Genomic DNA, 24,674 nt, shown 5'->3' with positions numbered 1-24,674 from the left:
GGCCCTGGCACGGCGGATGGCCGGCTGCGGGTCGTCCGTAGACTGGGCGCATGTCCTCTCTCGCGTTCACCAAGGGCCACGGCACCGGCAACGATTTCGTGGTGGTCGCCGACCCCGACGGCGAGCTCGACCTCTCCGACGCGCAGGTCGCCGCGCTGTGCGACCGTCACTTCGGCATCGGCGCCGACGGGTTGCTGCGGGTCGTGCGCTCCGCCGCGATCCGCGACGGCGCCGAGGCGGCGGCATCCGGGGCCGAGTGGTTCATGGATTACCGCAACGCCGACGGATCCGCGGCCGAGATGTGCGGCAACGGCACGCGCGTCTTCGCCCGGTACCTCACCGACACGGGTCTCGCCTCCATCGACGAGGGACTGCGGATCGGCACGCGAGCGGGCGTGAAGACCCTCACGCGCAGCGACCGCGGGTTCGAGGTCGACCTGGGAGCGTACGCGGTCGAGGCCGACGAGACGCTCGTGCGCGCGAAGGGCCTGAGCGTCGCGCGCCCGGGGGTGGGCATCGACGTCGGCAACCCGCACGTGGTCGTCGCCCTGTCGTCGGATGCCGAGCTCGAGGGGCTCGATCTGACCTTCCAGCCCGTACTCGACCCCGCGCCGCGACACGGCGCCAACGTCGAATTCGTCGTCCCGGCCGACCCGCTCGTGCGCGACGGCGTCGGGGCGATCCGCTTGCGCGTGTTCGAGCGCGGGGTCGGCGAGACCCTCAGCTGCGGAACGGGCGTCGCCGCCGCCGCGCTCGCCGTGCGGCACTGGGCGGGCGCCGCCGCTCCCGATCACTGGGTCGTAGACACTCCGGGCGGCACGCTCGGCGTGCGCGTCGCCGAGGGGCGGGTCTTCCTGTCGGGTCCCGCATCGCTGGTGTTCACGGGCGAGGTCGCTCTCGCCTGACACCGGAACGGGGCGTCGGAGCGGAATCGCGTGACGTCAAACGTCGCGGGGAGACGGCGCGTGCGCGCTCGAGCCGTGGCAGCCGGATGCCGGCTCGCGGCGCGAGCGGATGATTCCACCGCGGACGGGAATCCGCTCCCGTGCGCGCCCCCTCCGGCGACGGCGCGGCGGAAGCCATCGGCTCAGCGGACGACGTCGATGAGTTCGCTCGGGGGCGAGCCGTGGCGGCGCACCCGCAGGACGCGGTACCCGCGGCCGGTGGCGGCGCGCTGGACGCCGTAGCCCTCGGGGAAGGTCGCCGCGAGCCAGCGCTGCAGGGAATCGGAGCCGAGGTTGCGCTGGACGACGAACCAGCCGTCGCTGCGCTCCTGCAGGCGCGGGATCCAGTGCTGGAGCATGCCGTGCAGCTCGTTCTTGCCGACCCGGATCGGCGGGTTCGAGCGGATGGTGCGGAACGTCACGTCGTCGGGAACATCTTCCGGGCGCACGGCGTTGATGTTGGTGAGGCCGAGCGACTCGGCATTGCGCCTCACGAGATCGAGAGCACGTTCGTTGACGTCGACCGCCCACACGGTCGCGTGCGGTGACGCGAGCGCCAGCGACAACGAGATCGGACCCCACCCGCACCCCAGGTCGAGGAAGTTCCCACCGGCGGGCGGGGGAGGCGTGTTGGCCAGCAGCACCGAGGTGCCGGCATCCACGTGCTCGGGGCTGAAGACGCCGCCCGCCGTGACCACCTCGAGTTCACGACCGGCCAGCGTCACGCGGATGCGGCGGAGCTGCTCGGGACTCGACGGCGACGCGCTGAAGTAGTGCTCGCTCCCCATCCGCTCAGGATATCCGACCGGAGCCTCGGGCGCCGGGCCGGATAAAGTGCCAGAACATCAGTACCACCGCGGGCCCCGCCCGCGACGAAAGGAACACATGACCGAACAGACCACACCCCCGAGCATCGACGCGTCAGCCGTGGATCCGGTCGACCGTGTGCTCGCGCGCGCCGAAGCGCACCGCGGGGTCCGGGTCTTCGGTGCCGCTCAGGCCCTTCAAGACAGCACCACCGCGTACGGCGGCGACAGCGACGGCGACCAGTGGGACCGCGAGGAACGCGCGGCGCTGCGCCGTGTCGTCGGCCTGTCGACCGAGCTCGAAGACGTCACCGAGGTCGAGTACCGCCAGTTGCGCCTCGAGAACGTCGTGCTCGTCGGCGTGCACCCTCAGGGGGAGCAGACGGATGCGGAGAACTCCCTGCGCGAGTTGTCGGCGCTCGCCGAAACGGCCGGAGCGGTCGTGCTCGACGGCGTCCTGCAGCGTCGGCCCCACCCCGATCCGGCGACCTACGTCGGCCGGGGCAAGGCCGCGGAGCTTCGCGACATCGTCGCCGCCGTCGGCGCCGACACCGTCATCGCCGACACGGAGCTCGCGCCCAGCCAGCGGCGTGCGCTCGAAGACGTCGTGAAGGTGAAGGTGATAGACCGCACGACGGTCATCCTCGACATCTTCAGCCAGCACGCGAAGAGCCGTGAGGGCAAGGCCCAGGTCGAACTCGCGCAGCTCGAATACCTTCTCCCGCGACTGCGCGGATGGGGTGACTCGATGTCGCGCCAGGCCGGCGGACAGGTCGGTGCAGGCGGAGCGGGCATGGGATCCCGCGGACCCGGTGAGACGAAGATCGAGCTCGACCGTCGCCGCATCCGTACGCGTATGGCCCAGCTGCGCAAGCAGCTGCGCGACTTCGCCCCCGCCCGTGAGGCCAAGCGCGCCGAGCGCAAGCGCCACACGATCCCGTCGGTGGCGATCGCCGGGTACACCAACGCGGGCAAGTCGAGCCTGCTCAACCGCCTCACGAGCGCCGGAGTGCTCGTAGAGAACGCCCTCTTCGCGACCCTGGATGCCACGGTCCGCCGCTCCGAGACCACCGACGGGCGCGTGTACACGCTGACCGACACCGTGGGCTTCGTGCGCAACCTCCCGCATCAGCTGGTCGAAGCCTTCCGCTCCACGCTCGAAGAGGTCGGCGACGCGGACGTCATCCTGCACGTGGTCGACGCGTCGCATCCCGACCCGGCCGCCCAGCTCATGACGGTGCGCGACGTGATGGGCGATGTCGACGCGAACTTCGGGCAGGAGATCGTCGTCTTCAACAAGTCCGATCTCGTGAGCGAAGACGACCGGCTCGTGCTGCGGGGTCTCGCTCCGAACGCGAAATTCGTGTCGTCGCGCACCGGTGAGGGCATCGCCGAACTGCGTGCCGCGATCGAAGAGGCGCTGCCGTTGCCGGCGGTCGAGGTGCAGGCGGTCGTTCCGTACGACCGCGGCGACCTCGTGTCGGCGGTGCACGAGAGCGGCCTCATCGTGGCGCAGGAGCACCGCGAGAACGGCACCTATCTGCACGCTCACGTCGGCGCCCGGCTCGCCGCCGAGCTGGCGGCGTTCGAGGGCTGAGGCCCGCGCGGCACGATGGGCCCCTGCGCGTACGCGCGGGGGCCCATCGCCGTGGGGGCGCTCTTCGGCGCGTCGGCGCCGCGGGTGAGTCGCCCGGAAGGCGTCGGCTCAGTCGAGCTCGAGCGCGGGGATACCCGGGGTCTCGAAGCCGAACACCGCGCCGAGGAAGCCGAGTTCGCGCTCGAGGGAGTCGATCACCGTCTCCGACCGGCGGAACCCGTGCCCCTCGCCCTCGTACAGGACGTACGCGTGCGGGACGCCGTGCGCCGTCAGGGCGTCGCGGATGGCCTCCGCCTGCGACGGGGGTACCACCCGGTCTTCCGATCCCTGCAGGATCAGCAGCGGCACACGGAAGAGCTCCGGGCGGCTCAGGGGTGAGCGCTCGACGTACACGGCCTCGGCATCGGGCAGAGGCCCGATGAGCCCGTCGAGGTAGCGCGCCTCGAAGTCGTGGGTGTCTTCCGCGAGGGCGCGTGCGTCGCCCACCCCGTAGCGGGAGATGCCGGCTGCGAACACGTCGGTGCGCGTGACGGCGGCGAGCACCGTCCAGCCCCCGGCCGAGCCTCCCGCGATGGCGAGGCGCTCGGGGTCGGCGAGTCCCGCTTCCGCGAGGGCGGATGCCGCGGCGGCGACGTCATCGACGTCGACCACGCCCCACTGTCCCTTCAGGCGGTCCCGATAGGCGCGCCCGTAGCCGGTGGAACCGCCGTAGTTGACGTCGAGGACGCCGATACCCCGGCTCGTGAAGAACGCCGTCTTCGCCGACGGAGCGGGGCCGACGTGCGAGGTGGGTCCGCCGTGGACGAGCACGACGTACGGCGGGCGCTCGCCTGTCACGGGGGCGACGTCGGGGTTGGTGGGGGCGTAGGCGAAAGCGTGCACCGGACCGTGCGGTCCGTCCGTCGACAGCGCGCGGGCCGTCGGCATCCATTCGTCTCCCCACGGGCCGGCGCCTCCCGTCACGAGGTCGACAGCGCCGGAATCGAGGTCGACGATCCAGAGGCCCGATCGCCCGCCGGCGTCCGAACCCGAGACGAGCACCTGCGACCCGCGGGCGTCGTCGATCGCGGCGCCGGCGACGACGGGGACGTCGAGGGGACGGACGCCGCTCGGTGCGATCTCGACGACCTCATCGGCCCCGTTCGTCCGGACGGCGACGACGCGCCCGTCGTCGGCCGCTCCGAACCACCGGGTTCCGAGTACCCACAGGCCCCCGCCGGTGTCGGCGTCCGCCGGGGCGAGCGGCTGCGCATCGCCGTCGAGGGGGCGACGGAAGAGGTTCCATCGGCCTTCGGGATCGTCCGCGTAGAGGAGCTCGTCGTCCGCGATCCACACGGGTTGCACGGGCGCGCGGTGCGCACCGCCCGCGACGTCGTGGACCTCGCCCGTCTCGAGGTCGGCGACGCGGAGGACGGTGGCATCCCACGGCATGTCGGGGTGATCCCAGGCCACCCAGGCCAGGCGGCGACCGTCGGGCGAGAGGGCCGGCTGGGCCAGGAAGTCACTGCCCTCGGCGAGGACCTCCGCCGGCCCGTCGAGGGGGATGCGGACGATGGCCCGGGCCGGGACCCGCGACGACCCGTGGGTCTCGCGCACGGCGAGGAGGACCCCGTGCTCCCAGCGCAGTCCGCCGTGTCGCACGGCGTCGTCGGCGGGGGTCAGCGGGCGCGAGGTCTCGCCCGGGCGGAGCGCGTAGACCCGCTGGTCGGCCTTCTCGACGTAGTACAGCTCCCCGTCGTCGGACGCCGTCCAGGCGCCGCCACCGTACTCGTGCACCGCGGAGCGCGCGTCGGCGGGTGCGGGAAGCACCGTCTCGACGGAGCCGTCGCCGCGGCGACGCTTCACGGCGACGCGACCGGCCTCGTGGGGGACGGACTCGCCCCACCACACCTCGTCTCCCACCAGTCGTGCGCCGTCGACGCGCGGCGAGGCCTGGGCGACGGACGCGGGCGTGATCGGGGAGGGCCAGGAACCGTAGGGGAGGGTGTCAGCCATGACTCCAGCCTAGGCAGGGCATCCGACATCGACGGAGATCCCCGGTACTCGCGACGAGCGAGCCGAGAGGGGCGGATGCCACGCCCGAGCGCGCATCCGGCCCCGGGGCGGGGAAGGTCAGACGGCGCGCAGGACGGCGACGACGCGGCCGAGCACGACGGCCTCGTCGCCCAGGATCGGCTCGAACGCGCTGTTGCGGGGGAGCAGCCAGGTGTGGCCGTCGCGGCGGCGGAACGTCTTCACGGTCGCCTCGCCGTCGAGCATCGCGGCGACGATCTCGCCGTTCTCGGCCGTCGCCTGCGATCGCACGACGACCCAGTCGCCGTCGCAGATGGCGGCGTCGATCATCGAGTCGCCCGACACCTTGAGCATGAAGAGCTCGCCCTTGCCCACCAGTTGGCGGGGGAGGGGGAAGATCTCCTCCACCTGCTGGTCGGCGGTGATGGGCACGCCGGCGGCGATGCGGCCGACGAGGGGCACGAGGGCGGCGTCGCCCAGCGCGGGAGCCGTGTCGGCCGGGTTCTCGGCGGAGGCACCGGGGAGGTCGATGAGGACCTCCATGGCGCGCGTCTTGCCCGGGTCGCGCCGCAGGTAGCCGCTCAGTTCCAGCTGGTTGAGCTGGTGGGTCACGCTCGACAGCGACTTCAGGCCGACCGCGTCGCCGATCTCGCGCATGCTCGGCGGGTAGCCGTGCCGGGCGATCGATCGCTGGATGACCTCGAGGATGGCGAGCTGCTTGTCGCTCAGGTTCTTGCGTCGCCGAGTCTGCGGACGTTCGCGGCCGGCGGCGGTCGTCGCGTCGGTCATCTGTGCTCCCCTCGCGCCGCTGTCGATGCGGCGGAAATTCGAATGTCGGAGGTTGGTGATGAGGTCTCCGTGTCGAAACCGTATCCGGTGAACGAGCCGGAGGGCAGGGAACGGCGCGCGTGTCGCGTTCGATCCGTCTGCGATATCCGCGGTCTTGACACATCGAAAGTATCGAAGATAGATTCGGAATACAGATTCGCACCGCCGCCCTCCCGGCCGAGGGCGGGGTGCGAATCTCTCCCCACCGAGGAGCACATCATGAGCAGCATCGCCATCACCGCCCCGACCACCCGCCTGCGCATCACCGCGCGCGGACGCCGTGTCGTCGCGTTCCTGGTCGCCCTTCCCCTCGCCATCGCCCTGGGTTTCGCCGTCGTCGGCGGGGGAGCCGCGCTCGCCTCGAACGAGGCCGGGGCGCCCGTCGGGTCGTTCACCGAGATCACCGTCATGAGCGGCGAGACGTTGTGGTCGATCGCCGAGGAGCTCGCGCCCGCGGCCGACCCGCGCGATGTGGTCGCCGAGATCTCGCGTCTCAACGCCCTGTCCGGCGGTTCCGTCACGGCGGGTCAGCGCATCGCCATCCCCGCCGAATACGCTCCCGCGAACTGACCGTCCGCACGGGATCGACGCCGACGGCAGGGGCGATCCGCCCGACCCGCGAGCGTGATCCGTCGGTGTCACCGCCGCCTACGATGGGTGAGGTGAACGTACGCCTCGACGACCTCCCGCTTCGCGACGATCTCCGGGGCATGACGCCCTATGGGGCACCGCAGGCCGCGCTGCCCGTGGCGCTGAACGTGAACGAGAACACGCACCCCGTTCCGTCCGAAGTCGCCGACGACATCCTGGATGCCGTGGCTCGCGCCCTCCGCGATGTCAACCGGTATCCCGACCGCGAATTCACCACTCTCCGTGAGGCCTTCGCGCAGTACCTCGGGCACGGACTGAACCCCGATCAGATCTGGGCGGCCAACGGCTCGAACGAGGTCCTCCAACACATCCTCCAGGCGTTCGGCGGTCCTGGCCGCACGGCGATGGGATTCGCCCCCACCTACTCGATGTACCCGATCCTCACCCGCGCCACGGGCGCCCGGTGGATCGCCGGGGAGCGCGCGCACGACTTCACCCTCTCCGCCGAGTCCGCGGCGACGCAGGTGCGCGAGCAGCGTCCCGACATCGTCTTCCTCTGCGCCCCCAACAACCCCACGGGCACCCCCCTGCGCCTCGACGTCATCGAGGCCGTGTACGACGCCTTCGAGGGGGTCGTCATCGTCGACGAGGCCTACGAGGAGTTCGCCCCGCGCGATGAGCCGTCGGCCATCTCGCTGCTGCCCGGGCGCCCGCGGCTGGTCGTCTCGCGCACCATGAGCAAGGCGTTCGCCTTTGCGGGAGCCCGCGTCGGCTACCTCGCCGCCGACCCGGCGTTCGTCGACGCGCTCCGCCTGGTACGGCTGCCGTACCACCTCAGCGCGCTGACGCAGGCCGCCGCGACGGCCGCTCTCGGGCACGCCGACACCATGCTTTCGATGGTCGACGAGATCGTCGCGCAGCGCGACCGCATCTCGGCGACCGTGTCGGCGCTGGGGTACACGGCGCACGAGTCCTGGACGAACTTCGTCCTCTTCGGGGGCGTCGACGATCCCGCCGCGACGTGGAAGGCGCTCTACGACCGGGGCGTGCTGATCCGCGACGTCGGCATCCCCCACCACCTCCGCGTCTCGGCCGGAACGGCCGACGAGACCACCGCGTTCCTGGACGCCCTCGCCTCGATAGGATCCCGAGCATGACCGCCCCCGCCACCCCCCGCACCGCCTCGATCACGCGCGAGACGAGCGAGTCCCGCGTCGAGCTCGAGCTCGACCTCGACGGTCGCGGCGTCAGCGACATCTCCACGAGCGTCCCGTTCTTCGATCACATGCTGACGGCGTTCGCGAAGCACTCCCTGACCGACCTGCGCGTGCGCGCGACGGGCGACACCCACATCGACGCGCACCACACCGTCGAAGACACCTCCATCGTCCTGGGCCAGGCGATCCGCCAGGCGCTCGGAGACAAGTCCGGCATCGCGCGGTACGGCGACGCACTCGTTCCGCTCGACGAAGCTCTGGCGCAGGCGGTCGTCGACATCAGCGGACGCCCCTACCTCGTGCACACGGGGGAGCCCGCGGGCTTCGAGCACCACCTGATCGGCGGGCACTTCACCGGCTCGCTCGTGCGCCACTCGTTCGAGGCCATCTCGATCCACGGCGGCCTCACCGTGCACGTGCGCGTCGTCGGGGGACGCGATCCGCACCACATCGCCGAGGCGGAGTACAAGGCGTTCGCGCGTGCCTTCCGTCAGGCCAAGGCCCTCGACCCGTTCGTCGACGGCATCCCGAGCACGAAGGGCGCGCTGTGACGGCCAAGCCGGTCGTCGCCGTCCTCGATTACGGCTCGGGCAACGTCCACTCCGCGGTCAAGGCGCTCGTCGAAGCCGGAGCCGACGCGCGGCTGACATCCGACCGCTCGTTGCTGATGGACGCCGACGGCCTCCTCGTCCCCGGCGTCGGCGCGTTCAGCGCCGTCATGGGCGCCCTGAACGCCAGTCGTGGGGGCGAGATCATCGATCGCCGGCTCGCGGGCGGTCGTCCGGTGCTCGGCATCTGCGTCGGCATGCAGGTGATGTTCGAGCGCGGCATCGAGCGCGGCACAGACACGCCCGGACTCGGTGAGTGGCCGGGCACCGTCGACGAGCTCGCCGCCCCCGTGCTGCCGCACATGGGTTGGAACACGGTCGCCGCGGGGGAGGGATCGCGTCTTTTCGAGGGCATCGAACGGGAGCGCTTCTACTTCGTCCACTCGTACGCGGCGCAGGAGTGGTCGCTCGAGGTCACGCCGCCGTTCCCGCAGCCCGCCGTGACGTGGTGCACGTACGGTGCCCCCTTCATCGCCGCGGTCGAGAACGGTCCGCTGGCCGCGACGCAGTTCCACCCCGAGAAGTCGGGAGATGCCGGCATCCGTCTTCTCGCCAATTGGATCGACGGGCTGCGCACGACTACTGTGTGACCTCGTGCCCGGGGCTGGCGAGAGGCGCCTACCGGCACGAGGAGCCATGAACGATTTCGCGTCCACGCCCGAGCTTGTCCTTCTTCCCGCGGTCGACGTGGCCGATGGGAAGGCCGTCCGTCTGACCCAGGGGGAGGCGGGCACCGAGACCAGCTACGGCGACCCCGTCGACGCCGCGGCCGACTTCGCGCGTCAGGGCGCGCAGTGGATCCACCTCGTGGACCTCGATGCCGCCTTCGGACGCGGCGGCAACGCGAATGTCATGCGCAAGGTCATCAAGCAGGTCAAGGGCGTGCAGGTCGAGCTGTCGGGCGGCATCCGCGACGACCGCTCCCTCGAAGCCGCCCTCGAAAGCGGTGCGACCCGCATCAACCTCGGCACGGCCGCGCTCGAGAACCCCGAGTGGGCCGCCGACGTCATCAACCGCTACGGCGAGGCGATCGCCGTCGGGCTCGACGTGCGCGGCACGACCCTCGCGGCGCGCGGTTGGACCCGCGACGGCGGTGACCTGTGGACCGTCCTGCAGCGCCTGGAAGACGCGGGCTGCAGCCGCTACGTCGTGACCGACGTGACGAAGGACGGCACGCTGCGCGGTCCCAACATCGAGCTTCTGCGCGAGATGACCCAGCGCACCCCCAAGCCCATCGTCGCCTCCGGCGGCGTGTCGAGCCTCGACGACATCGCGGCGCTCCGCGAGCTCGTGCCGCTGGGGGTCGAGGGCGCCATCGTGGGCAAGGCCCTCTACGCGGGACAGTTCACCCTCGCTGAGGCGCTGGATGTCGCCGGACACTGACGGTCCTCGCGCCGGCGGTCCCCACGACCACGGGCACCGCGCCGATTCCGCGGGCGTTCCCTGGGAGGGGCGTCGTTTCGAGTCGAACCCGCACTCCGGTGACGACGGCTCGGCCGACCCGGCGCTGCTCGCTGCTCTCGTCGCGTTCCGCGCGGGCGACGGCGACGCGCGCGCCGTCGTCGACGCCTATCGCGACGCGCGACTGCTGATCCCGCTGGTCGCCGAGAAGGGCGACCACGGTATCGGTGTTCACGGCCTCGAGGTCGACAAGACGCAGGAGTTGTCGATCGTGACGGTCGCCGCCCCCGACGGTCGCAAGGTGCTCCCCGTGTTCACCTCGGTGACCGCCCTGCAGACCTGGGATGCCGCAGCCCGCCCCGTGCCGGCCGACGGGCGTCGCACGGCCCTGGCTGCAGCGTCCGAGGACACCGAGCTCATCGTCATCGACCCGGCGTCGGAGACGGAGTTCGTCATCCGGCGCCCCGCCGTCTGGGCGATCGCGCAGGGGGAGTCGTGGGAACCGGCCCACACGTCTCCCGCGATCTTCACCGGCCTGCAGGAGAGCATCTCGGGCGAACTCGCGGTGCTCGACCTCGCCGTCGAGTCGGGCGACCCCACCGGCCGCCTGCGTGGTCCCGAACTGGTGGTGCACCTCCAGCTCATGTCGGGCCTCGAGCAGGAGGAACTGGATGCCGTGCTCGCCCGCATCGCACGCCGATGGTCGGCCGACGACCGCATCGCGGTGCTGGTGGATTCCCTGACGGTGAAGCTGCACCGCAGCAAGGACGTCTGAGGAACACGTTCCCGCCGGACGTCACCAGAACAGGGGATGCCACGGCAACAGGCCGTTTTCGACGCTGTCGACCTGTTCTCGTGGCATCCCCTGTTCTCACGACAGGCCGGGGCCCCCGCGGGTGTCACGGCGGAGCCGGCCTGCGGCGGGAGAGGGCGGAGGGATGCCGCTTCGCTGGGCAATCGGGGCAGGGTCCCATACGCCCGCGGGTGTCACGGCGGAGCCGGCCTGCGGCACAGGGCGCAGTGATGCCCCCTTCCCAGGCAATCGGGGTAGGGGCCCTGCTCTTGCCTGGGGGAGGGGGCATCACGGAGCCCGGTACCCCAGAACGAACGACTTACGTGACGGGACCCGTCCACTTCTCGCCCGGCCCCTTGCCGATCGGGTCGGGGATGACGGAGGCCTCGCGGAACGCCAGCTGCAGCGAACGCAGCCCGTCGCGCAGTGAGCGCGCGTGCATGTCGCTGATCTCCGGGGCGCCCGCGGTGATGAGGCCGGCGAGGGAGTTGATGAGCTTGCGGGCCTCGTCGAGGTCGAGCTGTTCGGCGGGGTTGTCGGCCAGGCCGGTCTTGACGGCGGCGGCGCTCATGAGGTGGACCGCCGCGGTGGTGATGACCTCGACCGCGGGCACGTCGGCGATGTCGCGCGTGGCGGAGGCCGAGGCGCGCTCCTGCTCCTCCCAGCGCGCGAGCCGCTCGTCTTCTGCGCCGTGGCGGTGCGCGGCCTGGTCGTCGGCGGGCTGGTCGGAGGGGATCGTGTCCACGTGAATCTCTCTGCTAGACTATGGCGGGCTTCGGAGTGTCTCACTCCGTACGAAAGAGGATCACATCCCACCCGCGCTTGCCGCTCCAGGCTACCGGGTTCCCGCACTCCGCTCCGTTTCGCACGGGGTCGCCAGGGTGCAGAAGCCGGTGCTGACAGCACCGTGCCGGGTGGCGTGTGTACTCCTCTTCGCCCGCGATTCGATCGGATCGCGGCGGCCACCACCCGCACACAAGAGGAGTTCCGCATCAGCGATCCCCGCACCAACGAGCGCATCCGAGTCCCGGAGGTCCGTCTCGTCGGACCCAACGGCGAGCAGGTCGGCATCGTCCGAATCGAAGCTGCGCTGCGCCTGGCCCAGGAAGCGGACCTCGACCTGGTCGAGGTTGCGCCGAGCTCGAAGCCGCCCGTGGTCAAGATCATGGATTACGGCAAGTTCAAGTACGAGGCCGCTCAGAAGGCCAAGGAAACGCGTCGTAACCAGGCGAACACGGTCCTCAAAGAGGTTCGTTTCCGTCTGAAGATCGAAGCCCACGACTACATCACCAAGCTCAAGCGCGCCGAGGGGTTCCTGCAGGCGGGCGACAAGGTGAAGGCCATGATCCTGTTCCGTGGTCGTGAGCAGTCGCGTCCCGAGCAGGGTGTGCGCCTGCTCCGCAAGTTCGCCGAAGACGTCGCCGAGTTCGGCACGGTCGAATCGAACCCCACGATCGACGGCCGCAACATGGTGATGGTGGTCGCTCCTCACAAGAACAAGTCCGAGGTCAAGACCGAGCAGAACGCGCAGCGCGCGGCGAACCGCGAGGCGGCGCGCAGCGCGGCCCGCGGCGATTCGGCCCCGGAAGAAACGCCGACCTCGGCCCCCGCCGAGTAAAGCTCCCCAGACTCCCGCTCCGCCGGGAACACCAACGAAGGAAGACAGATGCCGAAGCAGAAGACCCACTCGGGTGCCAAGAAGCGCTTCAAGCTCACCGGTAGCGGCAAGCTCATGAAGCAGCAGGCCGGTATGCGCCACAACCTCGAAGGCAAGGCCTCGAAGCGCACCCGCCGCCTCAACCAGGAGCAGGTCCTGGCCAAGGGTGACTCGAAGGTCGCCAAGAAGCTCCTCGGTCTCTGAGCGCCGACGCACGTTAGGAAGAAACAGAAATGGCTAGAGTCAAGCGGGCAGTAAACGCCCACAAGAAGCGTCGCGTCATCCTCGAGCGCGCCTCCGGTTACCGCGGACAGCGTTCGCGCCTGTACCGCAAGGCCAAGGAGCAGGTCACCCACTCCCTGGTCTACGCGTACCGCGACCGCCGCAAGCGCAAGGGCGACTTCCGCCGTCTGTGGATCCAGCGCATCAACGCCGCATCCCGTCAGAACGGCCTCACCTACAACCGCTTCATCCAGGGCCTCGGCCTCGCGGGTGTGCAGGTCGACCGCCGCATGCTCGCCGAGCTCGCGGTGAACGAGCCCGCCGTGTTCGCCTCGCTCGTGCAGACCGCCAAGGCTGCGCTGCCCAGCGACGTCAACGCTCCGAAGACCGCGTAAGTCGCATCTTCTCCCGAAACGGGCGTCCTCCTCGGAGGGCGCCCGTTTCGTCGTCCGCGCGCGGCATCCCGGGCCCCATGCCATCAGCGCCATACACTGGTCACGTGCTGGAGAACCCCCGTTCGCCGCGGGTGCGCGCCGTGGCCAAGCTCAGCAAACGCGCTGCCCGCCAGGAGACCGGCCTGTTCCTTCTCGAGGGTCCGCAGGCTGCCAGAGAGGCGCTCGCCTACGCGCCCGAGACCGTTCTGGAGCTCTACGCGACGCCGACGGCGATGGAGAAGCACACCGACGTGCGCGAGGCCGCGGAGCGCGCCGACGTCGAGGTGCAGTACACGACCGAAGCGGTGCTGGACGCCATGGCCGACACCGTGACGCCGCAGGGGATCATCGCGGTCGCCCGGCAGTCGCCGACGGCGTTGAAGGACGTGCTCGCAGCCGGCCCCCGTCTCGTCGCGATCTGCGAAGAGGTGCGCGATCCCGGCAACCTCGGCACGATCATCCGCGCCGCGGATGCCGCCGGGGCCGACGCCGTGATCCTGACCGGTCGCACCGTCGATCCGTACAACCCGAAGGTCGTCCGCTCGACCACCGGATCCTTGTTCCACGTCGCCGTGGCCGTCGACCTCGAGCTCCCCGACGTCGTCGCCCGGATGCACGAGGCGGGGCTGCGCGTCGTCGCGGCCGACGTCGACGGCGACGACTTCCTGGCATCCCGCGATCGCCTGGCCGAGCCCACGGCCTGGTTGTTCGGCAACGAGGCACGCGGACTCGACGACGATGCCCTGGCTCACGCCGACCTCGCCCTCCGCCTGCCGATCTACGGTCGTGCGGAGTCGCTGAACCTCGCGACCGCCGCGAGCGTCTGCCTCTACGAGACCGCGTTCGCCCAGCGGGCCGTCTGAGTGCGGCAGAGATCGCTGCGCTCCCGGCTGTTACAGAACGGTTAAGGCGCGCGCCGGAATGTGGTCCGACGCACAACATCCTCATAGGGTGAAGGCATGGCATCCGTTCCCCCGGCGGGCTCTGCGCCCCTCGTCGTCGTCTCCGATGTGCAGAAGCACTACGGCCAGTTCCAGGCGCTGAAGGACATCGACCTCACCGTCGACCGCGGCGAGGTGGTCGTCGTGATCGGCCCGTCCGGGTCGGGCAAGTCGACGCTGTGCCGCACCATCAACCGTCTCGAGACCATCACGAGCGGCTCGATCACCATCGACGGCAAGGAACTTCCCAAAGAGGGGAAGGGCCTGGCCGAGCTGCGTGCCGATGTCGGCATGGTCTTCCAGTCGTTCAACCTGTTCGCCCACCTGACGATCCTCGAGAACGTCATGCTCGGTCCCCTCAAGGTCCGCAAGATGAAGAAGGCGGATGCCGAGAAGGAGGCGCGGGCGCTCCTGGAGCGCGTGGGCGTCGGCCACCAGGCCGACAAGCTCCCCGCCCAGCTCTCGGGAGGTCAGCAGCAGCGCGTCGCGATCGCCCGTGCCCTGGCGATGAAGCCCAAGGTCATGCTGTTCGACGAGCCCACCTCGGCGCTCGACCCCGAGATGATCAACGAGGTGCTCGACGTCATGGTCGGCCTCGCCAAGGACGGGATGACGATGATCGTCGTCACCCACGAGATGGGCTTCGCCCGCAAGGCCGCGAACCGCGTGGTCTTCATGGCCGACGGGCAGATCGTCGAGCAGGCGGCCCCCGAGCAGTTCTTCACGCAGCCGGAGTCCGACCGGGCGAAGGACTTCCTCTCGAAGCTCATCACGCACTGACGCGTGACCCCGGACGGCAGAGGACGAGGAGGTTCTGGCCGAGATTCGAGCCTCGCTCCACCTCGTTCCGATGACGCGCGCCGTCCCCGTTGACCCTTATTCGCACAGCACACATTCGTTACCAAGGAGACATCACATGCGTAAGACACGTTTTCTGGCCGGCGCGAGCATCGTCGCCGCCGGCCTGCTGGCACTGACCGCCTGCAACAGCGGCGCCCCGGGCGCCGCCCCCGCCGAGGGCGACGGCGCCGACACCACCCAGCTGTGGGAGGTCGCGTCCGACGTCTCGCTCGACGGCAGCCCCACCTACGACCGCATGGTCTCGGCCGACAAGGTCGTCGTCGGCGTCAAGGAGGACCAGCCCGGTCTCGGGTTCAAGGACCCGATCAGCGGCGACCGGGGCGGTTTCGACGTCGAGATCGCCCAGTGGATCGCGGCTTCGCTCGGCTTCGACGCCGACAAGATCGAGTACAAGACCATCCCCTCCGCGAACCGCGAGCAGGAGCTGGTCAACGGCAACATCGACTACTACGTCGGCACCTACTCGATCACCGACAAGCGCAAGGCGCAGATCGACTTCGCGGGTCCGTACCTCATCACGGGTCAGGGCCTGCTCGTCGCAGCCGACAACGAGGACATCACCGGACCGGACGACCTGGCCGGCAAGATCGTCTGCTCGGTGACCGGTTCGACGCCGCTGCAGCGCATCCGCGACGAGTACAACCCGGGCGACACGGTCGAGTACGACACCTACACGCAGTGCCTCGAGCAGCTGCGCGCGGGCTCGGTCGACGCGGTCACCACCGACCAGGCGATCCTCGCCGGCTACGTGGCCCAGGAGCCCGAGACCTTCAAGATCGCCGGTGACACCTTCAGCGAGGAGCGCTACGGCGTCGGCCTCCCCAAGGGCGACACGGTGCTGAAGGACCACATCAACACCCTGTTCAACGACGGCGGCGACGTCTGGACCGCGCTGTTCGAGAAGAACCTCGCGCCGGCCGGCATCAAGGGCGAGCAGCCCACCGCCGACGAGTGATCCGATCGGGGGCGGTGCGGCTGTCCGCGCCCGCCCGCCCCCGATTCCCTCCTTCGAGATAAGGACCCTGCATGGGTGTCATCACCGACAACCTCGACATCTGGAGCCAAGCGCTCGTCGGCACGCTCGTGCTGTTCTTCGCCGGCGGCGCGCTCGCGCTCGTCCTCGGGATCATCGTCGGCGCGATGCGCGTGTCGCCCGTGCCGATCGCGCGCGGAGTCGGGACGTTCTACGTCAGTGCCATCCGCAACACCCCCCTCACGCTGGTGTTCTTCGCCTTCGTGTTCGCTCTGCCCCCTCTTCTCGGACTCCGCCTGACCGGTGAGGTGTCGCTGGTGCTGGGCATCTGCGCCCTGGGCATCTACACCGCCACCTACGTCGCCGAAGCGATCCGATCGGGTGTGAACACGGTCCCGGTCGGTCAAGCCGAGGCCGCGCGCGCCCTGGGCCTGACCTTCGGGCAGGTCATGTCACTGGTCGTGCTGCCCCAGGCGTTCCGCTCGGTCATCCCCCCAATGGTGAGCGTCTTCATCGCCCTGCTGAAGAACACCACCGTCGCCGCGGGCTTCTCCATCGTGAACTTGGGATCGGTCCGCAACTACCTCAGCGAGCGGGGAGAGAACGCGTTCGTCGTGATCCTGTGGATCATGATCGTGTTCGTCGCGCTCGTGCTCCTGCTGTCATGGGTGCAACGAACGCTCGAGAACCGATGGAGGGTCGCCCGATGAGCAGCGTCCTGTACGACGTCCCCGGCCCCAAGGCCGTCCTGCGCAATCGCATCCTGGGCGTGCTCACGATCCTGGTCGTGCTCGCCATCGTGGGCTTCTTCGTGTGGCGACTCGCCGACACGGGCCAGTTCACGGCCAAGAAATGGTCGGCGTTCACCTACACGAACGTGTGGGCGAGCATCCTGGATGCCACGCTGGCCACGCTCGCCGCCTTCGCCGCCGCCGCCGTCGGTGCTCTCGTGCTCGGTTTCGTCCTCGCGATTGGGCGTCTCTCCGATCACGCGTGGGTGCGCTGGCCCTTCACCGCCGTGATCGAGGTCTTCCGCGCGATTCCGGTGCTCGTCTTCATGTTCCTGCTCTACTACGGGTTCCCCGTCATCGGGATCCGCATGGAGCCGTACTGGGCGGTGGTCATCGCCCTCGTCTGCTACAACGGATCGGTCCTCGCGGAGGTCATCCGCGCCGGCGTCGAGTCGCTGCCGAAGGGGCAGTCGGAGGCGGGATACGCGATCGGTCTGCGCAAGGCCGGCGTGATGCGCCTCGTGCTGCTGCCCCAGGCGATCCGCGCCATGATGCCCGTCATCATCGCGCAGCTCGTGGTGACCCTGAAGGACACCGCCCTCGGCTTCGTCATCACCTACCCCGAGCTGCTGTTCTACGCGAAGTACATCGGCGCGCAGCCCGTCGTCGGTTCGCCGATCGTCCCGGCGACGATCGTGGTCGGCGCGATCTACATCGCGCTCTGCCTTCTGCTGTCGTTCGTGGCGACCCTCGTCGAGAAGCGGCTCCGTCGCTCGTCGCGCGGCGACGTCGCCGCGCCCGTGCAGCCCCTGCAGCAGGGAGCGACCGACACCTCGCTGATCGTCGCCCAGCGCGGCGGGTCAACGATCTGAGTCATCGCACCGACGGGCGGGGGAGTGTCCCCGCCCGTCGGTAGACTCTCATCTCGTGTCCGACGCACCCGAGATCACCCCCGAGGCCGTCGCCTCCGCCGTCGAAGCCGCTCTCGCGGCCATCGCCGCGGCCGCGACCACGGCCGAGTTGAAAGCCGCCCGCTCCGCGCACACCGGGGAGCAGTCCTCCCTCGCGCGCCTGAACGCCCAGATGCGCCACGTTGCCCCCGAGCAGAAGGCCGCGGTCGGCAAGCTCGTCGGCCAGGCGCGCGGCCAGGTCAATCAGGCGCTCGCCGCTCGCGAGGCCGAACTCGCCGCCGCCGAGACGGCTGCGCAGCTCGAGGCCGAGCGCATCGACGTCACGGCGCTGCCGCAGCGCGCCCGCGTCGGTGCGCGGCATCCCATCTCCCTCCTGCAGGAGCAGGTGTCCGACATCTTCGTCGGCATGGGATGGGAGATCGCAGAGGGGCCGGAGCTCGAGCACGAGTGGTTCAACTTCGATGCCTTGAACTTCGACGTCGACCACCCCGCGCGCCAGATGCAGGACACGTTCTTCGTGGATCCGGTCGCCCGTCACCTGGTGCTGCGCACGCACACGAGCCCCGTCCAGGTGCGTTCGATGCTGGAGCGCGACCTGCCCATCTACGTGCTGTGCCCGGGCCGGGTGTACCGCACCGACGAGTTCGACGCGACGCACCTGCCGGTGTTCACACAGTTCGAGGGGCTCGTGGTCGACAAGGGCATCACCATGGCTCACCTCAAGGGCACCCTCGACCACGCCGCGCGCGTGCTGTTCGGGCCCGAGGCCAAGACGCGCTTCCGCGCCAACTTCTTCCCGTTCACCGAGCCGAGCGCAGAGCTCGATCTGTGGCATCCCACCTTCAAGGGCGGGGCGCGATGGATCGAGTGGGGCGGTTGCGGAATGGTGAACCCCAACGTCCTGCGGGCGGCCGGCATCGACCCCGAGGAGTACTCGGGCTTCGCCTTCGGCATGGGCATCGAGCGCACGCTCATGTTCCGCAGCGACGTGCAGGACATGCGCGACATGGCCGAGGGCGATGTGCGCTTCAGTGAGCAGTTCGGAATGGTGGTCTGATGCGCGTCCCTCTCTCATGGTTGCGCGAGTACGTCGACGTGCCCGCCGAGGCCACGCCCGACGACGTCCTGGCGGCGCTCGTCTCGGTCGGCTTCGAAGAAGAAGACGTGCACCGCTTCGAGCTCGGCGGTCCCATCGTCGTCGGACAGGTGCAGGAGTTCACCCCCGAGCCGCAGTCCAACGGCAAGACCATCCGCTGGTGCCAGGTCGACGTGGGCGAGGCCCACGGGGGAGTCCGCGGCATCGTGTGCGGGGCGGGCAACTTCTTCCCCGGCGACAAGGTCGTGGTGACACTTCCCGGCTCCGTGCTGCCGGGGCCGTTCACGATCGCGGCGCGGAAGACGTACGGGCACGTGTCCGACGGCATGATCGCCTCGGCCAAGGAGCTCGGGCTCGGCAGCGAGCACAGCGGCATCCTGCGTCTGGTCGACCTCGGGATCGATGCGCCGGTGGGGACGGACGCCATCGCGCTGCTGGGTCTCGACGACGTCGCCGTCGAGATCAACGTCACCCCCGACCGCGGCTACGCCCTGTCGCTGCGCGGCGTGGCGCGCGAGTACTCGCACGCGACGGGCGCGGCGTTCCGCGACCCCGGGACGGGGCACGACGAGGCCGTCTCGCGCACGCCGTCGGGCTTCCCGATCGCCGTCGACGACCGCGCGCCCATCCGTGGACGCGCCGGGGCGAGCGAATTCGTCGCGCGCATCGTGCGCGACGTCGACCCCTCGCGCCCGACGCCGCCGTGGATGATCACGCGGCTGTCGCTGGCCGGCGTCCGTTCGCTCGGTGTGCTGATCGACATCACCAACTACGTCATGCTCGAGCTCGGCCAGCCGATCCACGGCTACGACCTCGACCGCCTGCAGGGCGGCATCACGGTCCGCCGCGCCGAGGAGGGCGAGAAGCTCGAGACCCTCGACGGTCAGGTGCGCACCCTCAGCGCGGAAGACCTGCTCATCACCGACGAGTCGGGACCGATCGGTCTCGCGGGCGTCATGGGCGGCGGGCCGACCGAGATGAGCGATGCGACGCGCAACGTCCTGATCGAGGCCGCGACCTTCGACCAGGTCACGATCGCGCGGACCGCGCGGCGCCACAAGCTGCCGTCGGAGGCCTCGCGCCGCTTCGAGCGCGGCGTCGACCCGCTGGTGCCGTACGTGGCGGCCGAGCGCGTCGCCTCGCTGATGGTGGAGCTCGCCGGCGGCACGCTCGACACCGAGCTCGGTGGATCGCTGTCGTCGTCGCACCGCCGCGAGTCCCTCACCCTGCCCGCCGGCTTCGTCTCGGGTCTGATCGGCGTGGACTACACCGACGACGAGACCGTCTCGGCTCTCCGGCTGATCGGATGCAGCGTCGACGAGCACGACGGCGGATGGGCGGTGACGCCTCCGTCGTGGCGCCCCGATCTGACCGACAAGTGGACGCTCGCCGAGGAGGTCGCCCGCATCGAGGGCTACGACCGCATCCCCTCGGTGCTCCCCACGCCGCCGTCGGGCCGCGGTCTGACCTCCGCCCAGCAGGGGCGTCGTCGCGTGGCGAACGCCCTGGCCGCGGCCGGTTTCGTCGAGACGCCGTCGTTCCCCTTCACCACCGAGGAGCAGAACGCCCTTCACGGCTCGCCCTCCGGCGACCCGCTGCCCAGCGTCAAGCTCGCGAACCCGCTCGACGGTCTCGCGCCGTTCCTGCGCCGCTCGCTGATCCCGGCGCTGTTGCAGGTGGCGCACCGCAACGTCTCGCGCGGCATCGTCGACCTCGCGCTCTTCGAGACGGGGACGGTGTTCCTTCCGAAGCCCGGGGTGCAGTACGGCACGCCCTCGGTTCCGCCGCTGGCCGTGCGGCCCGACGCCGCCACCCTCGCCGCGCTCGACGCGTCGATCCCGCCGCAGCGCCGACACGTCGCGATCCTGCTGGCCGGACACTCCGTCGCCAAGCAGCCCGGGCAGCCCGCTCTGGCCGCCGATCTCGCGGATGCCGTCGACGCGGTGCGCGTGCTCGCCGCGGCCGCGGGGCTCGACATCGAGCTCGTGCAGGCCCAGCGCGCGGCTCTGCACCCCGGGCGCACCGCCCGCGTGCTCGCCGCGGGCCAGGACATCGGCTACGTCGGCGAGTTGCTGCCGACCGTGTCGGCCGAGGCCGATCTGCCCGGACGCGTGCTGGTGGCCGAGCTCGACCTCGACGCGATGCTCGAGCTCGCGCAGTCGCGCGTGGTCGCGGCATCCCTGTCGGCATTCCCGGCCGCGACCCAGGACGTGTCGCTGACCGTGGCCTCGGACGTCGCTGCGGGGGAGGTGCGCGCCGCGCTCGTCGAGGGAGGAGCGCCACTCCTCGAGGGCGCCCGCCTCGTCGACGACTACCGCGGCCCGGGGCTCGCCCAGGGCACGAAGAGCCTCACGTTCGCGCTGCGCTTCCGCGCCGCCGACCGCACGCTGACGGCGGCGGAGGCGACCGATGCCAAGCTCGCGGGCGTCGCGGTGGCCGCCGAACGATTCGGCGCGGCGATCCGCGACTGACGACGCCGCTCCTGGAGCGCCGCCCGGCTCACGCCGCGCGGCGCTCCCGTGCGTTCGGGGGGCGTGGACGGTCCGTGGTCGGATGCCGAGCAGGCGGAGAACTGCCCTCATCGCCGGTAAGGGGGCAGTCGGAAGTGCCCGGCGATGAGGGCAGGGTGACAGCATACCCTTTTTCTGTCCCCCATTTGGGGGACAACGACGAGGGCGTTCGAACGTTCGACGGCGGGTCCTGCGAAAGAAGCGGTGGGGCCCCGATTTGCCCCGTCCGCCCCGTGGCGGATACCCTCGCCACTATGTCGTCGACCACCGCGCGCACCGAGGAGCTCTTCGTGAGCACCGGTGACGAGCGTCGACGTCGGGTCGCGCGCCGATTCTCGGCGACCTCGTAACCCGCCATCGGTCGGGCATACGGGCGTCGCCGCCCCGCTTCACGCTGCGTGCAGCATCAGCCCCGACTCGTAAGGTGGATACATGACCCTCTCGGTCGCCGTCTCCGGCGCTTCCGGCTACGCGGGTGGCGAGATCCTCCGCCTCCTCGCCGACCATCCCGACGTCGAGATCCGCACGGTCACCGCGCATTCCAGCGCCGGCCAGCGGCTCGTCGCCCATCAACCGCACTTGCGCTCCCTCGCGCACCTCGAGCTGCAGCCGACCACGCCCGAGGTGCTCGCAGGTCACGACATCGTCGTGCTCGCCCTGCCCCACGGGCAGTCGGCGCAGTACACCGACGCCCTCACCGGCACCCCGCTCGTCATCGACGCGGGTGCCGACCACCGTCTGACATCGGCGGACGATTGGGCCGCGTTCTACGGCGGAGAGCACCCCGAGCCGTGGGCGTACGGCGTCCCCGAGCTCGTCGTCGGCGGCGCGAAGCAGCGCGAGCACCTCCGCGGTGCCACCCGGATCGCCGCGCCCGGGTGCAACGCGTCCACCGTCGCCCTCTCCCTCGCGCCGGGTGTCGCAGCGGGGGTCATCGACCCGGGCGACATCGTCTCGGTCCTCGCCGTGGGCCCGAGTGGAGCCGGCAAGTCCGCCAAGACGAACCTCCTCGCCAGCGAGATCCTCGGCACCGCGAACCCATATGCCGTCGGCGGTACACATCGCCACATCCCCGAGATCCGCCAGGCTCTGGCCGCCGCGGGGGCGCCGCGCGACGGCATCCGACTGTCGTTCACGCCGGTCCTCGTGCCGATGGCGCGCGGCATCCTGGCCACCTCTTCGGCACCGATCGTCGATGGCGCGACGGATGCCGAGATCCGCGACGCATGGGAGAACGCCTACGCCGACGAGACCTTCGTCGAGCTGCTCCCCGCGGGCGTCTTCCCGCGCACGGCCGACGTGCTCGGCGCCAACATCGCGTCGATGGGCCTGGCGATCGATCGCGCGGCCAATCGCGTGACCGTCGTCGCCGCGGTCGACAATCTCGTCAAGGGCACGGCGGGAGCCGCCGTGCAGTCCCTCAACATCGCGCTGGGCCTCGCTGAGACCACCGCCCTTCCCGTGAACGGAGTCGCCCCGTGAGTGTGACGATCCCCGCTGGTTTCGAAGCCGCCGGCGTCGCCGTCGGTCTGAAGTCGTCCGGTGCGCGCGACGTGGCCGTCGTCGTCAACCGCGGACCGCTCAAGGTGGGTGCGGCGGTGTTCACCTCGAACCGCGCCAAGGCCAACCCCATCCTGTGGTCGGAGCAGGTCGTGAAGGACGGGGTGATCGAGGCCGTCGTGCTCAACTCCGGCGGAGCGAATTGCTTCACGGGATCCTTCGGATTCCAGACCACGCACCAGACCGCGGAGCGCGCGGCGGAGCTGCTCGGTGCGAGCGCGGGCGATGTCGTCGTGTGCTCGACGGGGCTGATCGGCACGGGCGACGAGGTCTTCCGGTCCAAGGTCCTCGACGGCGTCGAGAAGGGCGTCGCCGCGCTCTCGACCGACGGGGGAGAAGACGCTTCGCTCGCCATCATGACCACCGACTCGAAGCCGAAGCGCGCCGCGCACCGGGGGCAGGGGTGGAGCATCGGCGGCATGGCCAAGGGCGCCGGGATGCTCGCGCCGGGGCTCGCGACGATGCTCGTCGTGCTGACCACCGACGTCGTGCTCGACGCGGCCGGCGCCGACGCGGCGCTCCGTGCGGCGACGCGTGTCAGCTTCGACCGACTCGACTCCGACGGCTGCATGTCGACCAACGACCAAGTGACGCTCCTGGCGAGCGGGGCCAGTGGCATGCGGGTGGATGCCGAGGAGTTCGCCGCAGCCCTCGCCGCCGTCTGCGATGACCTCGCCGCGCAGCTGCAGGGCGACGCCGAGGGCGCGAGCCACGACATCACGATCCGCGTGACGAACGCGGCCAGTGAAGAGGACGCGGTCGAAGTGGGCCGCTCCATCGCCCGCAACAATCTCTTCAAGGCCGCCATCTTCGGCAACGACCCCAACTGGGGCCGCGTCCTCGCCGCGATCGGCACGACCGACGCCGCCTTCGACCCGTACGACGTCGACGTGTGGATGAACGGCGTGCGCGTGTGCACGGCGGGCGGCCCCGATCGCCCTCGCGAGGACGTCGACCTCACGCCGCGCGCCACCGACCTCGTCGTCGACCTCCGCGTCGGCGAGGCCTCGGCCACGATCCGCACCAACGACCTCACGCACGATTACGTCCACGAGAACAGCGCCTACTCCTCATGACCCACGTCGATCTTCAAGACACCGATCCCGCCGCCGCCAGCGAACGGGCCGTCACGCTCGTCGAGTCGCTGCCGTGGGTGCGCAAGTACCGCGATCAGGTCGTGGTGGTGAAGTACGGCGGCAACGCCATGGTCAGCGACGAGCTTCAGGACGCCTTCGCCGCCGACATCGCGTACCTGCGCTACGTCGGCGTGAAGCCCGTCGTCGTGCACGGCGGCGGTCCGCAGATCTCGTCGATGCTCGACCGTCTCGACATCCCCAGCGAGTTCCGCGGCGGGTATCGGGTGACCTCGACCGAGGCCATCGGGGTCGTGCGCATGGTGCTCACCGGTCAGATCAACCCGCAGCTCGTGGCCAAGGTCAACGCGCACGGGCCGCTGGCCACCGGCCTGAGCGGCGAGGACGCGGGCCTGTTCGGCGGTCGTCGACGCGGTGTCGTCGTCGACGGCGTCGAGCACGATCTCGGGCGCGTGGGCGACGTCGTCACCGTCGACCCTCAGCCGGTGCTCGACCACCTCGCCGCCGGTCGCGTGCCGATCGTCTCGAGCATCGCCCCCGACCTCGACCACCCCGGTGCGTCGCTGAACGTCAACGCGGATGCCGCGGCGGCGGCCCTGGCCATCGCGCTGAACGCGAAGAAGCTCGTCGTGCTGACCGATGTGCCGGGCCTGTACGCCGATTGGCCCAACCGCGACTCGCTGGTGTCGCACCTGACCTCGACGGAGTTGCGTGCGATGGTGCCGAAGCTCGAGTCGGGCATGATCCCCAAGATGCAGGCGTGCCTGGACGCCGTCGACGGGGGAGTTCCCACGGCGGCCATCATCGACGGACGTGTGCCGCACTCGGTGCTCGTCGAGCTGTTCACCAACAAAGGAATCGGAACGGAGGTGGTCGCGTGAACGCG

The 24,674-nt window shown here is 70.4% G+C and carries 25 protein-coding genes; 21 read left to right on the top strand and 4 right to left on the bottom strand.

Annotated features, from left to right (window positions below):
* Positions 1–50: 50 nt before the first annotated feature.
* Positions 51–905, top strand: coding sequence for a diaminopimelate epimerase (gene dapF / locus RWH45_RS01060; RefSeq protein WP_315993080.1), 855 nt, complete (start codon positions 51–53; stop codon positions 903–905).
* Positions 906–1,087: 182 nt separating this feature from the next.
* Here the strand turns inward: dapF and RWH45_RS01055 are convergent, their stop codons facing one another.
* Positions 1,088–1,732: a class I SAM-dependent methyltransferase gene (locus RWH45_RS01055; RefSeq protein WP_315993079.1), complete on the bottom strand. Its 645-nt coding sequence runs from the start codon at positions 1,730–1,732 to the stop codon at positions 1,088–1,090.
* A 97-nt stretch (positions 1,733–1,829) separates the two neighbouring features.
* Here RWH45_RS01055 and hflX point away from each other — a divergent pair, with 97 nt between their 5' ends.
* Positions 1,830–3,347: a GTPase HflX gene (gene hflX, locus RWH45_RS01050; RefSeq protein ID WP_315993078.1), complete on the top strand. Its 1,518-nt coding sequence runs from the start codon at positions 1,830–1,832 to the stop codon at positions 3,345–3,347.
* Between the two features lie 108 nt (positions 3,348–3,455).
* Here hflX and RWH45_RS01045 read toward each other — a convergent pair whose 3' ends face one another.
* The gene (locus RWH45_RS01045; RefSeq protein WP_315993077.1) at positions 3,456–5,342 is read right to left on the bottom strand and encodes a S9 family peptidase; all 1,887 of its coding nucleotides are present in this window, start codon (positions 5,340–5,342) and stop codon (positions 3,456–3,458) included.
* Positions 5,343–5,459: 117 nt separating this feature from the next.
* The gene (gene lexA, locus RWH45_RS01040) at positions 5,460–6,149 is read right to left on the bottom strand and encodes a transcriptional repressor LexA (protein ID WP_315993076.1); all 690 of its coding nucleotides are present in this window, start codon (positions 6,147–6,149) and stop codon (positions 5,460–5,462) included.
* A gap of 258 nt (positions 6,150–6,407) precedes the next feature.
* On the opposite strand from lexA, the gene RWH45_RS01035 reads away from it, so the two are divergent.
* The 6 genes from RWH45_RS01035 to RWH45_RS01010 all read left to right on the top strand — a co-directional run bounded on the left by RWH45_RS01035 (position 6,408) and on the right by RWH45_RS01010 (position 10,780).
* A complete protein-coding gene (locus tag RWH45_RS01035; RefSeq protein WP_315993075.1) occupies positions 6,408–6,758 on the top strand; it encodes a LysM peptidoglycan-binding domain-containing protein in 351 nt (116 codons plus the stop codon).
* Between the two features lie 83 nt (positions 6,759–6,841).
* Positions 6,842–7,936 carry a histidinol-phosphate transaminase gene (locus RWH45_RS01030; RefSeq protein ID WP_315994575.1) on the top strand — a complete coding sequence of 365 codons (1,095 nt, stop codon included), beginning with the start codon at positions 6,842–6,844 and terminating at the stop codon, positions 7,934–7,936.
* Positions 7,933–8,547: an imidazoleglycerol-phosphate dehydratase HisB gene (gene hisB, locus RWH45_RS01025; protein ID WP_315993074.1), complete on the top strand. Its 615-nt coding sequence runs from the start codon at positions 7,933–7,935 to the stop codon at positions 8,545–8,547. The genes RWH45_RS01030 and hisB overlap by 4 nt, the downstream gene beginning before the upstream one ends.
* Positions 8,544–9,194, top strand: a complete 651-nt coding sequence (gene hisH, locus RWH45_RS01020) for an imidazole glycerol phosphate synthase subunit HisH (RefSeq protein WP_315993073.1) — start codon at positions 8,544–8,546, stop codon at positions 9,192–9,194. The genes hisB and hisH overlap by 4 nt, the downstream gene beginning before the upstream one ends.
* Before the next feature lie 46 nt (positions 9,195–9,240).
* Positions 9,241–9,987 carry a bifunctional 1-(5-phosphoribosyl)-5-((5-phosphoribosylamino)methylideneamino)imidazole-4-carboxamide isomerase/phosphoribosylanthranilate isomerase PriA gene (gene priA / locus RWH45_RS01015; protein WP_315993072.1) on the top strand — a complete coding sequence of 249 codons (747 nt, stop codon included), beginning with the start codon at positions 9,241–9,243 and terminating at the stop codon, positions 9,985–9,987.
* Entirely contained in the window at positions 9,971–10,780 is an 810-nt protein-coding gene (locus RWH45_RS01010) for an SseB family protein (RefSeq protein ID WP_315993071.1), read from the top strand. Before priA ends, RWH45_RS01010 begins: the two co-directional genes overlap by 17 nt.
* Before the next feature lie 337 nt (positions 10,781–11,117).
* Here RWH45_RS01010 and RWH45_RS01005 read toward each other — a convergent pair whose 3' ends face one another.
* The gene (locus RWH45_RS01005) at positions 11,118–11,543 is read right to left on the bottom strand and encodes a DUF1844 domain-containing protein (protein WP_437127315.1); all 426 of its coding nucleotides are present in this window, start codon (positions 11,541–11,543) and stop codon (positions 11,118–11,120) included.
* Between the two features lie 207 nt (positions 11,544–11,750).
* On the opposite strand from RWH45_RS01005, the gene infC reads away from it, so the two are divergent.
* From infC to argB, 13 genes are all read left to right on the top strand, one after another.
* Complete coding sequence (gene infC / locus RWH45_RS01000) at positions 11,751–12,416, top strand: translation initiation factor IF-3 (protein ID WP_108317775.1); 666 nt, start codon at positions 11,751–11,753, stop codon at positions 12,414–12,416.
* A gap of 48 nt (positions 12,417–12,464) precedes the next feature.
* The gene (gene rpmI, locus RWH45_RS00995; RefSeq protein WP_013583375.1) at positions 12,465–12,659 is read left to right on the top strand and encodes a 50S ribosomal protein L35; all 195 of its coding nucleotides are present in this window, start codon (positions 12,465–12,467) and stop codon (positions 12,657–12,659) included.
* A 29-nt stretch (positions 12,660–12,688) separates the two neighbouring features.
* The gene (gene rplT, locus RWH45_RS00990) at positions 12,689–13,072 is read left to right on the top strand and encodes a 50S ribosomal protein L20 (RefSeq protein ID WP_013583374.1); all 384 of its coding nucleotides are present in this window, start codon (positions 12,689–12,691) and stop codon (positions 13,070–13,072) included.
* Between the two features lie 104 nt (positions 13,073–13,176).
* Positions 13,177–13,974, top strand: coding sequence for a TrmH family RNA methyltransferase (locus tag RWH45_RS00985; RefSeq protein WP_315993070.1), 798 nt, complete (start codon positions 13,177–13,179; stop codon positions 13,972–13,974).
* Between the two features lie 96 nt (positions 13,975–14,070).
* Positions 14,071–14,832 carry an amino acid ABC transporter ATP-binding protein gene (locus tag RWH45_RS00980; RefSeq protein ID WP_315993069.1) on the top strand — a complete coding sequence of 254 codons (762 nt, stop codon included), beginning with the start codon at positions 14,071–14,073 and terminating at the stop codon, positions 14,830–14,832.
* A 136-nt stretch (positions 14,833–14,968) separates the two neighbouring features.
* On the top strand, positions 14,969–15,868 hold the full coding sequence (locus RWH45_RS00975; RefSeq protein WP_315993068.1) for a glutamate ABC transporter substrate-binding protein: 900 nt from the start codon (positions 14,969–14,971) through the stop codon (positions 15,866–15,868).
* Positions 15,869–15,939: 71 nt separating this feature from the next.
* Complete coding sequence (locus RWH45_RS00970; protein ID WP_315993067.1) at positions 15,940–16,596, top strand: amino acid ABC transporter permease; 657 nt, start codon at positions 15,940–15,942, stop codon at positions 16,594–16,596.
* On the top strand, positions 16,593–17,489 hold the full coding sequence (locus RWH45_RS00965; RefSeq protein ID WP_315993066.1) for an amino acid ABC transporter permease: 897 nt from the start codon (positions 16,593–16,595) through the stop codon (positions 17,487–17,489). Before RWH45_RS00970 ends, RWH45_RS00965 begins: the two co-directional genes overlap by 4 nt.
* Positions 17,490–17,544: 55 nt before the next feature.
* On the top strand, positions 17,545–18,585 hold the full coding sequence (gene pheS, locus RWH45_RS00960; RefSeq protein ID WP_315993065.1) for a phenylalanine--tRNA ligase subunit alpha: 1,041 nt from the start codon (positions 17,545–17,547) through the stop codon (positions 18,583–18,585).
* Positions 18,585–21,095: a phenylalanine--tRNA ligase subunit beta gene (gene pheT, locus RWH45_RS00955; protein WP_315993064.1), complete on the top strand. Its 2,511-nt coding sequence runs from the start codon at positions 18,585–18,587 to the stop codon at positions 21,093–21,095. The genes pheS and pheT overlap by 1 nt, the downstream gene beginning before the upstream one ends.
* A 471-nt stretch (positions 21,096–21,566) precedes the next feature.
* Positions 21,567–22,616 carry an N-acetyl-gamma-glutamyl-phosphate reductase gene (argC, locus tag RWH45_RS00950; protein ID WP_315993063.1) on the top strand — a complete coding sequence of 350 codons (1,050 nt, stop codon included), beginning with the start codon at positions 21,567–21,569 and terminating at the stop codon, positions 22,614–22,616.
* Positions 22,613–23,770: a bifunctional glutamate N-acetyltransferase/amino-acid acetyltransferase ArgJ gene (gene argJ, locus RWH45_RS00945; protein ID WP_315993062.1), complete on the top strand. Its 1,158-nt coding sequence runs from the start codon at positions 22,613–22,615 to the stop codon at positions 23,768–23,770. The genes argC and argJ overlap by 4 nt, the downstream gene beginning before the upstream one ends.
* Positions 23,767–24,669, top strand: coding sequence for an acetylglutamate kinase (gene argB, locus RWH45_RS00940; RefSeq protein ID WP_315993061.1), 903 nt, complete (start codon positions 23,767–23,769; stop codon positions 24,667–24,669). Before argJ ends, argB begins: the two co-directional genes overlap by 4 nt.
* The last annotated feature ends 5 nt before the right edge of the window (positions 24,670–24,674 follow it).

It is taken from the genome of Microbacterium galbum, assembly GCF_032464915.1.
Lineage (GTDB): Bacteria > Actinomycetota > Actinomycetes > Actinomycetales > Microbacteriaceae > Microbacterium > Microbacterium galbum.
This window is presented reverse-complemented; position numbering and strand designations above follow the sequence as displayed.

Bases quoted from the DNA above. Each gene is read 5' to 3' on its own strand.
- dapF (WP_315993080.1), top strand. From the start codon at position 51: ATGTCCTCTCTCGCGTTCACCAAGGGCCACGGCACCGGCAACGATTTC.
- RWH45_RS01055 (WP_315993079.1), bottom strand. From the start codon at position 1,732: ATGGGGAGCGAGCACTACTTCAGCGCGTCGCCGTCGAGTCCCGAGCAG.
- hflX (WP_315993078.1), top strand. From the start codon at position 1,830: ATGACCGAACAGACCACACCCCCGAGCATCGACGCGTCAGCCGTGGAT.
- RWH45_RS01045 (WP_315993077.1), bottom strand. From the start codon at position 5,342: ATGGCTGACACCCTCCCCTACGGTTCCTGGCCCTCCCCGATCACGCCC.
- lexA (WP_315993076.1), bottom strand. From the start codon at position 6,149: ATGACCGACGCGACGACCGCCGCCGGCCGCGAACGTCCGCAGACTCGG.
- RWH45_RS01035 (WP_315993075.1), top strand. From the start codon at position 6,408: ATGAGCAGCATCGCCATCACCGCCCCGACCACCCGCCTGCGCATCACC.
- RWH45_RS01030 (WP_315994575.1), top strand. From the start codon at position 6,842: ATGGGTGAGGTGAACGTACGCCTCGACGACCTCCCGCTTCGCGACGAT.
- hisB (WP_315993074.1), top strand. From the start codon at position 7,933: ATGACCGCCCCCGCCACCCCCCGCACCGCCTCGATCACGCGCGAGACG.
- priA (WP_315993072.1), top strand. From the start codon at position 9,241: ATGAACGATTTCGCGTCCACGCCCGAGCTTGTCCTTCTTCCCGCGGTC.
- RWH45_RS01010 (WP_315993071.1), top strand. From the start codon at position 9,971: ATGTCGCCGGACACTGACGGTCCTCGCGCCGGCGGTCCCCACGACCAC.
- rpmI (WP_013583375.1), top strand. From the start codon at position 12,465: ATGCCGAAGCAGAAGACCCACTCGGGTGCCAAGAAGCGCTTCAAGCTC.
- rplT (WP_013583374.1), top strand. From the start codon at position 12,689: ATGGCTAGAGTCAAGCGGGCAGTAAACGCCCACAAGAAGCGTCGCGTC.
- RWH45_RS00980 (WP_315993069.1), top strand. From the start codon at position 14,071: ATGGCATCCGTTCCCCCGGCGGGCTCTGCGCCCCTCGTCGTCGTCTCC.
- RWH45_RS00975 (WP_315993068.1), top strand. From the start codon at position 14,969: ATGCGTAAGACACGTTTTCTGGCCGGCGCGAGCATCGTCGCCGCCGGC.
- RWH45_RS00970 (WP_315993067.1), top strand. From the start codon at position 15,940: ATGGGTGTCATCACCGACAACCTCGACATCTGGAGCCAAGCGCTCGTC.
- RWH45_RS00965 (WP_315993066.1), top strand. From the start codon at position 16,593: ATGAGCAGCGTCCTGTACGACGTCCCCGGCCCCAAGGCCGTCCTGCGC.
- pheT (WP_315993064.1), top strand. From the start codon at position 18,585: ATGCGCGTCCCTCTCTCATGGTTGCGCGAGTACGTCGACGTGCCCGCC.
- argC (WP_315993063.1), top strand. From the start codon at position 21,567: ATGACCCTCTCGGTCGCCGTCTCCGGCGCTTCCGGCTACGCGGGTGGC.
- argB (WP_315993061.1), top strand. From the start codon at position 23,767: ATGACCCACGTCGATCTTCAAGACACCGATCCCGCCGCCGCCAGCGAA.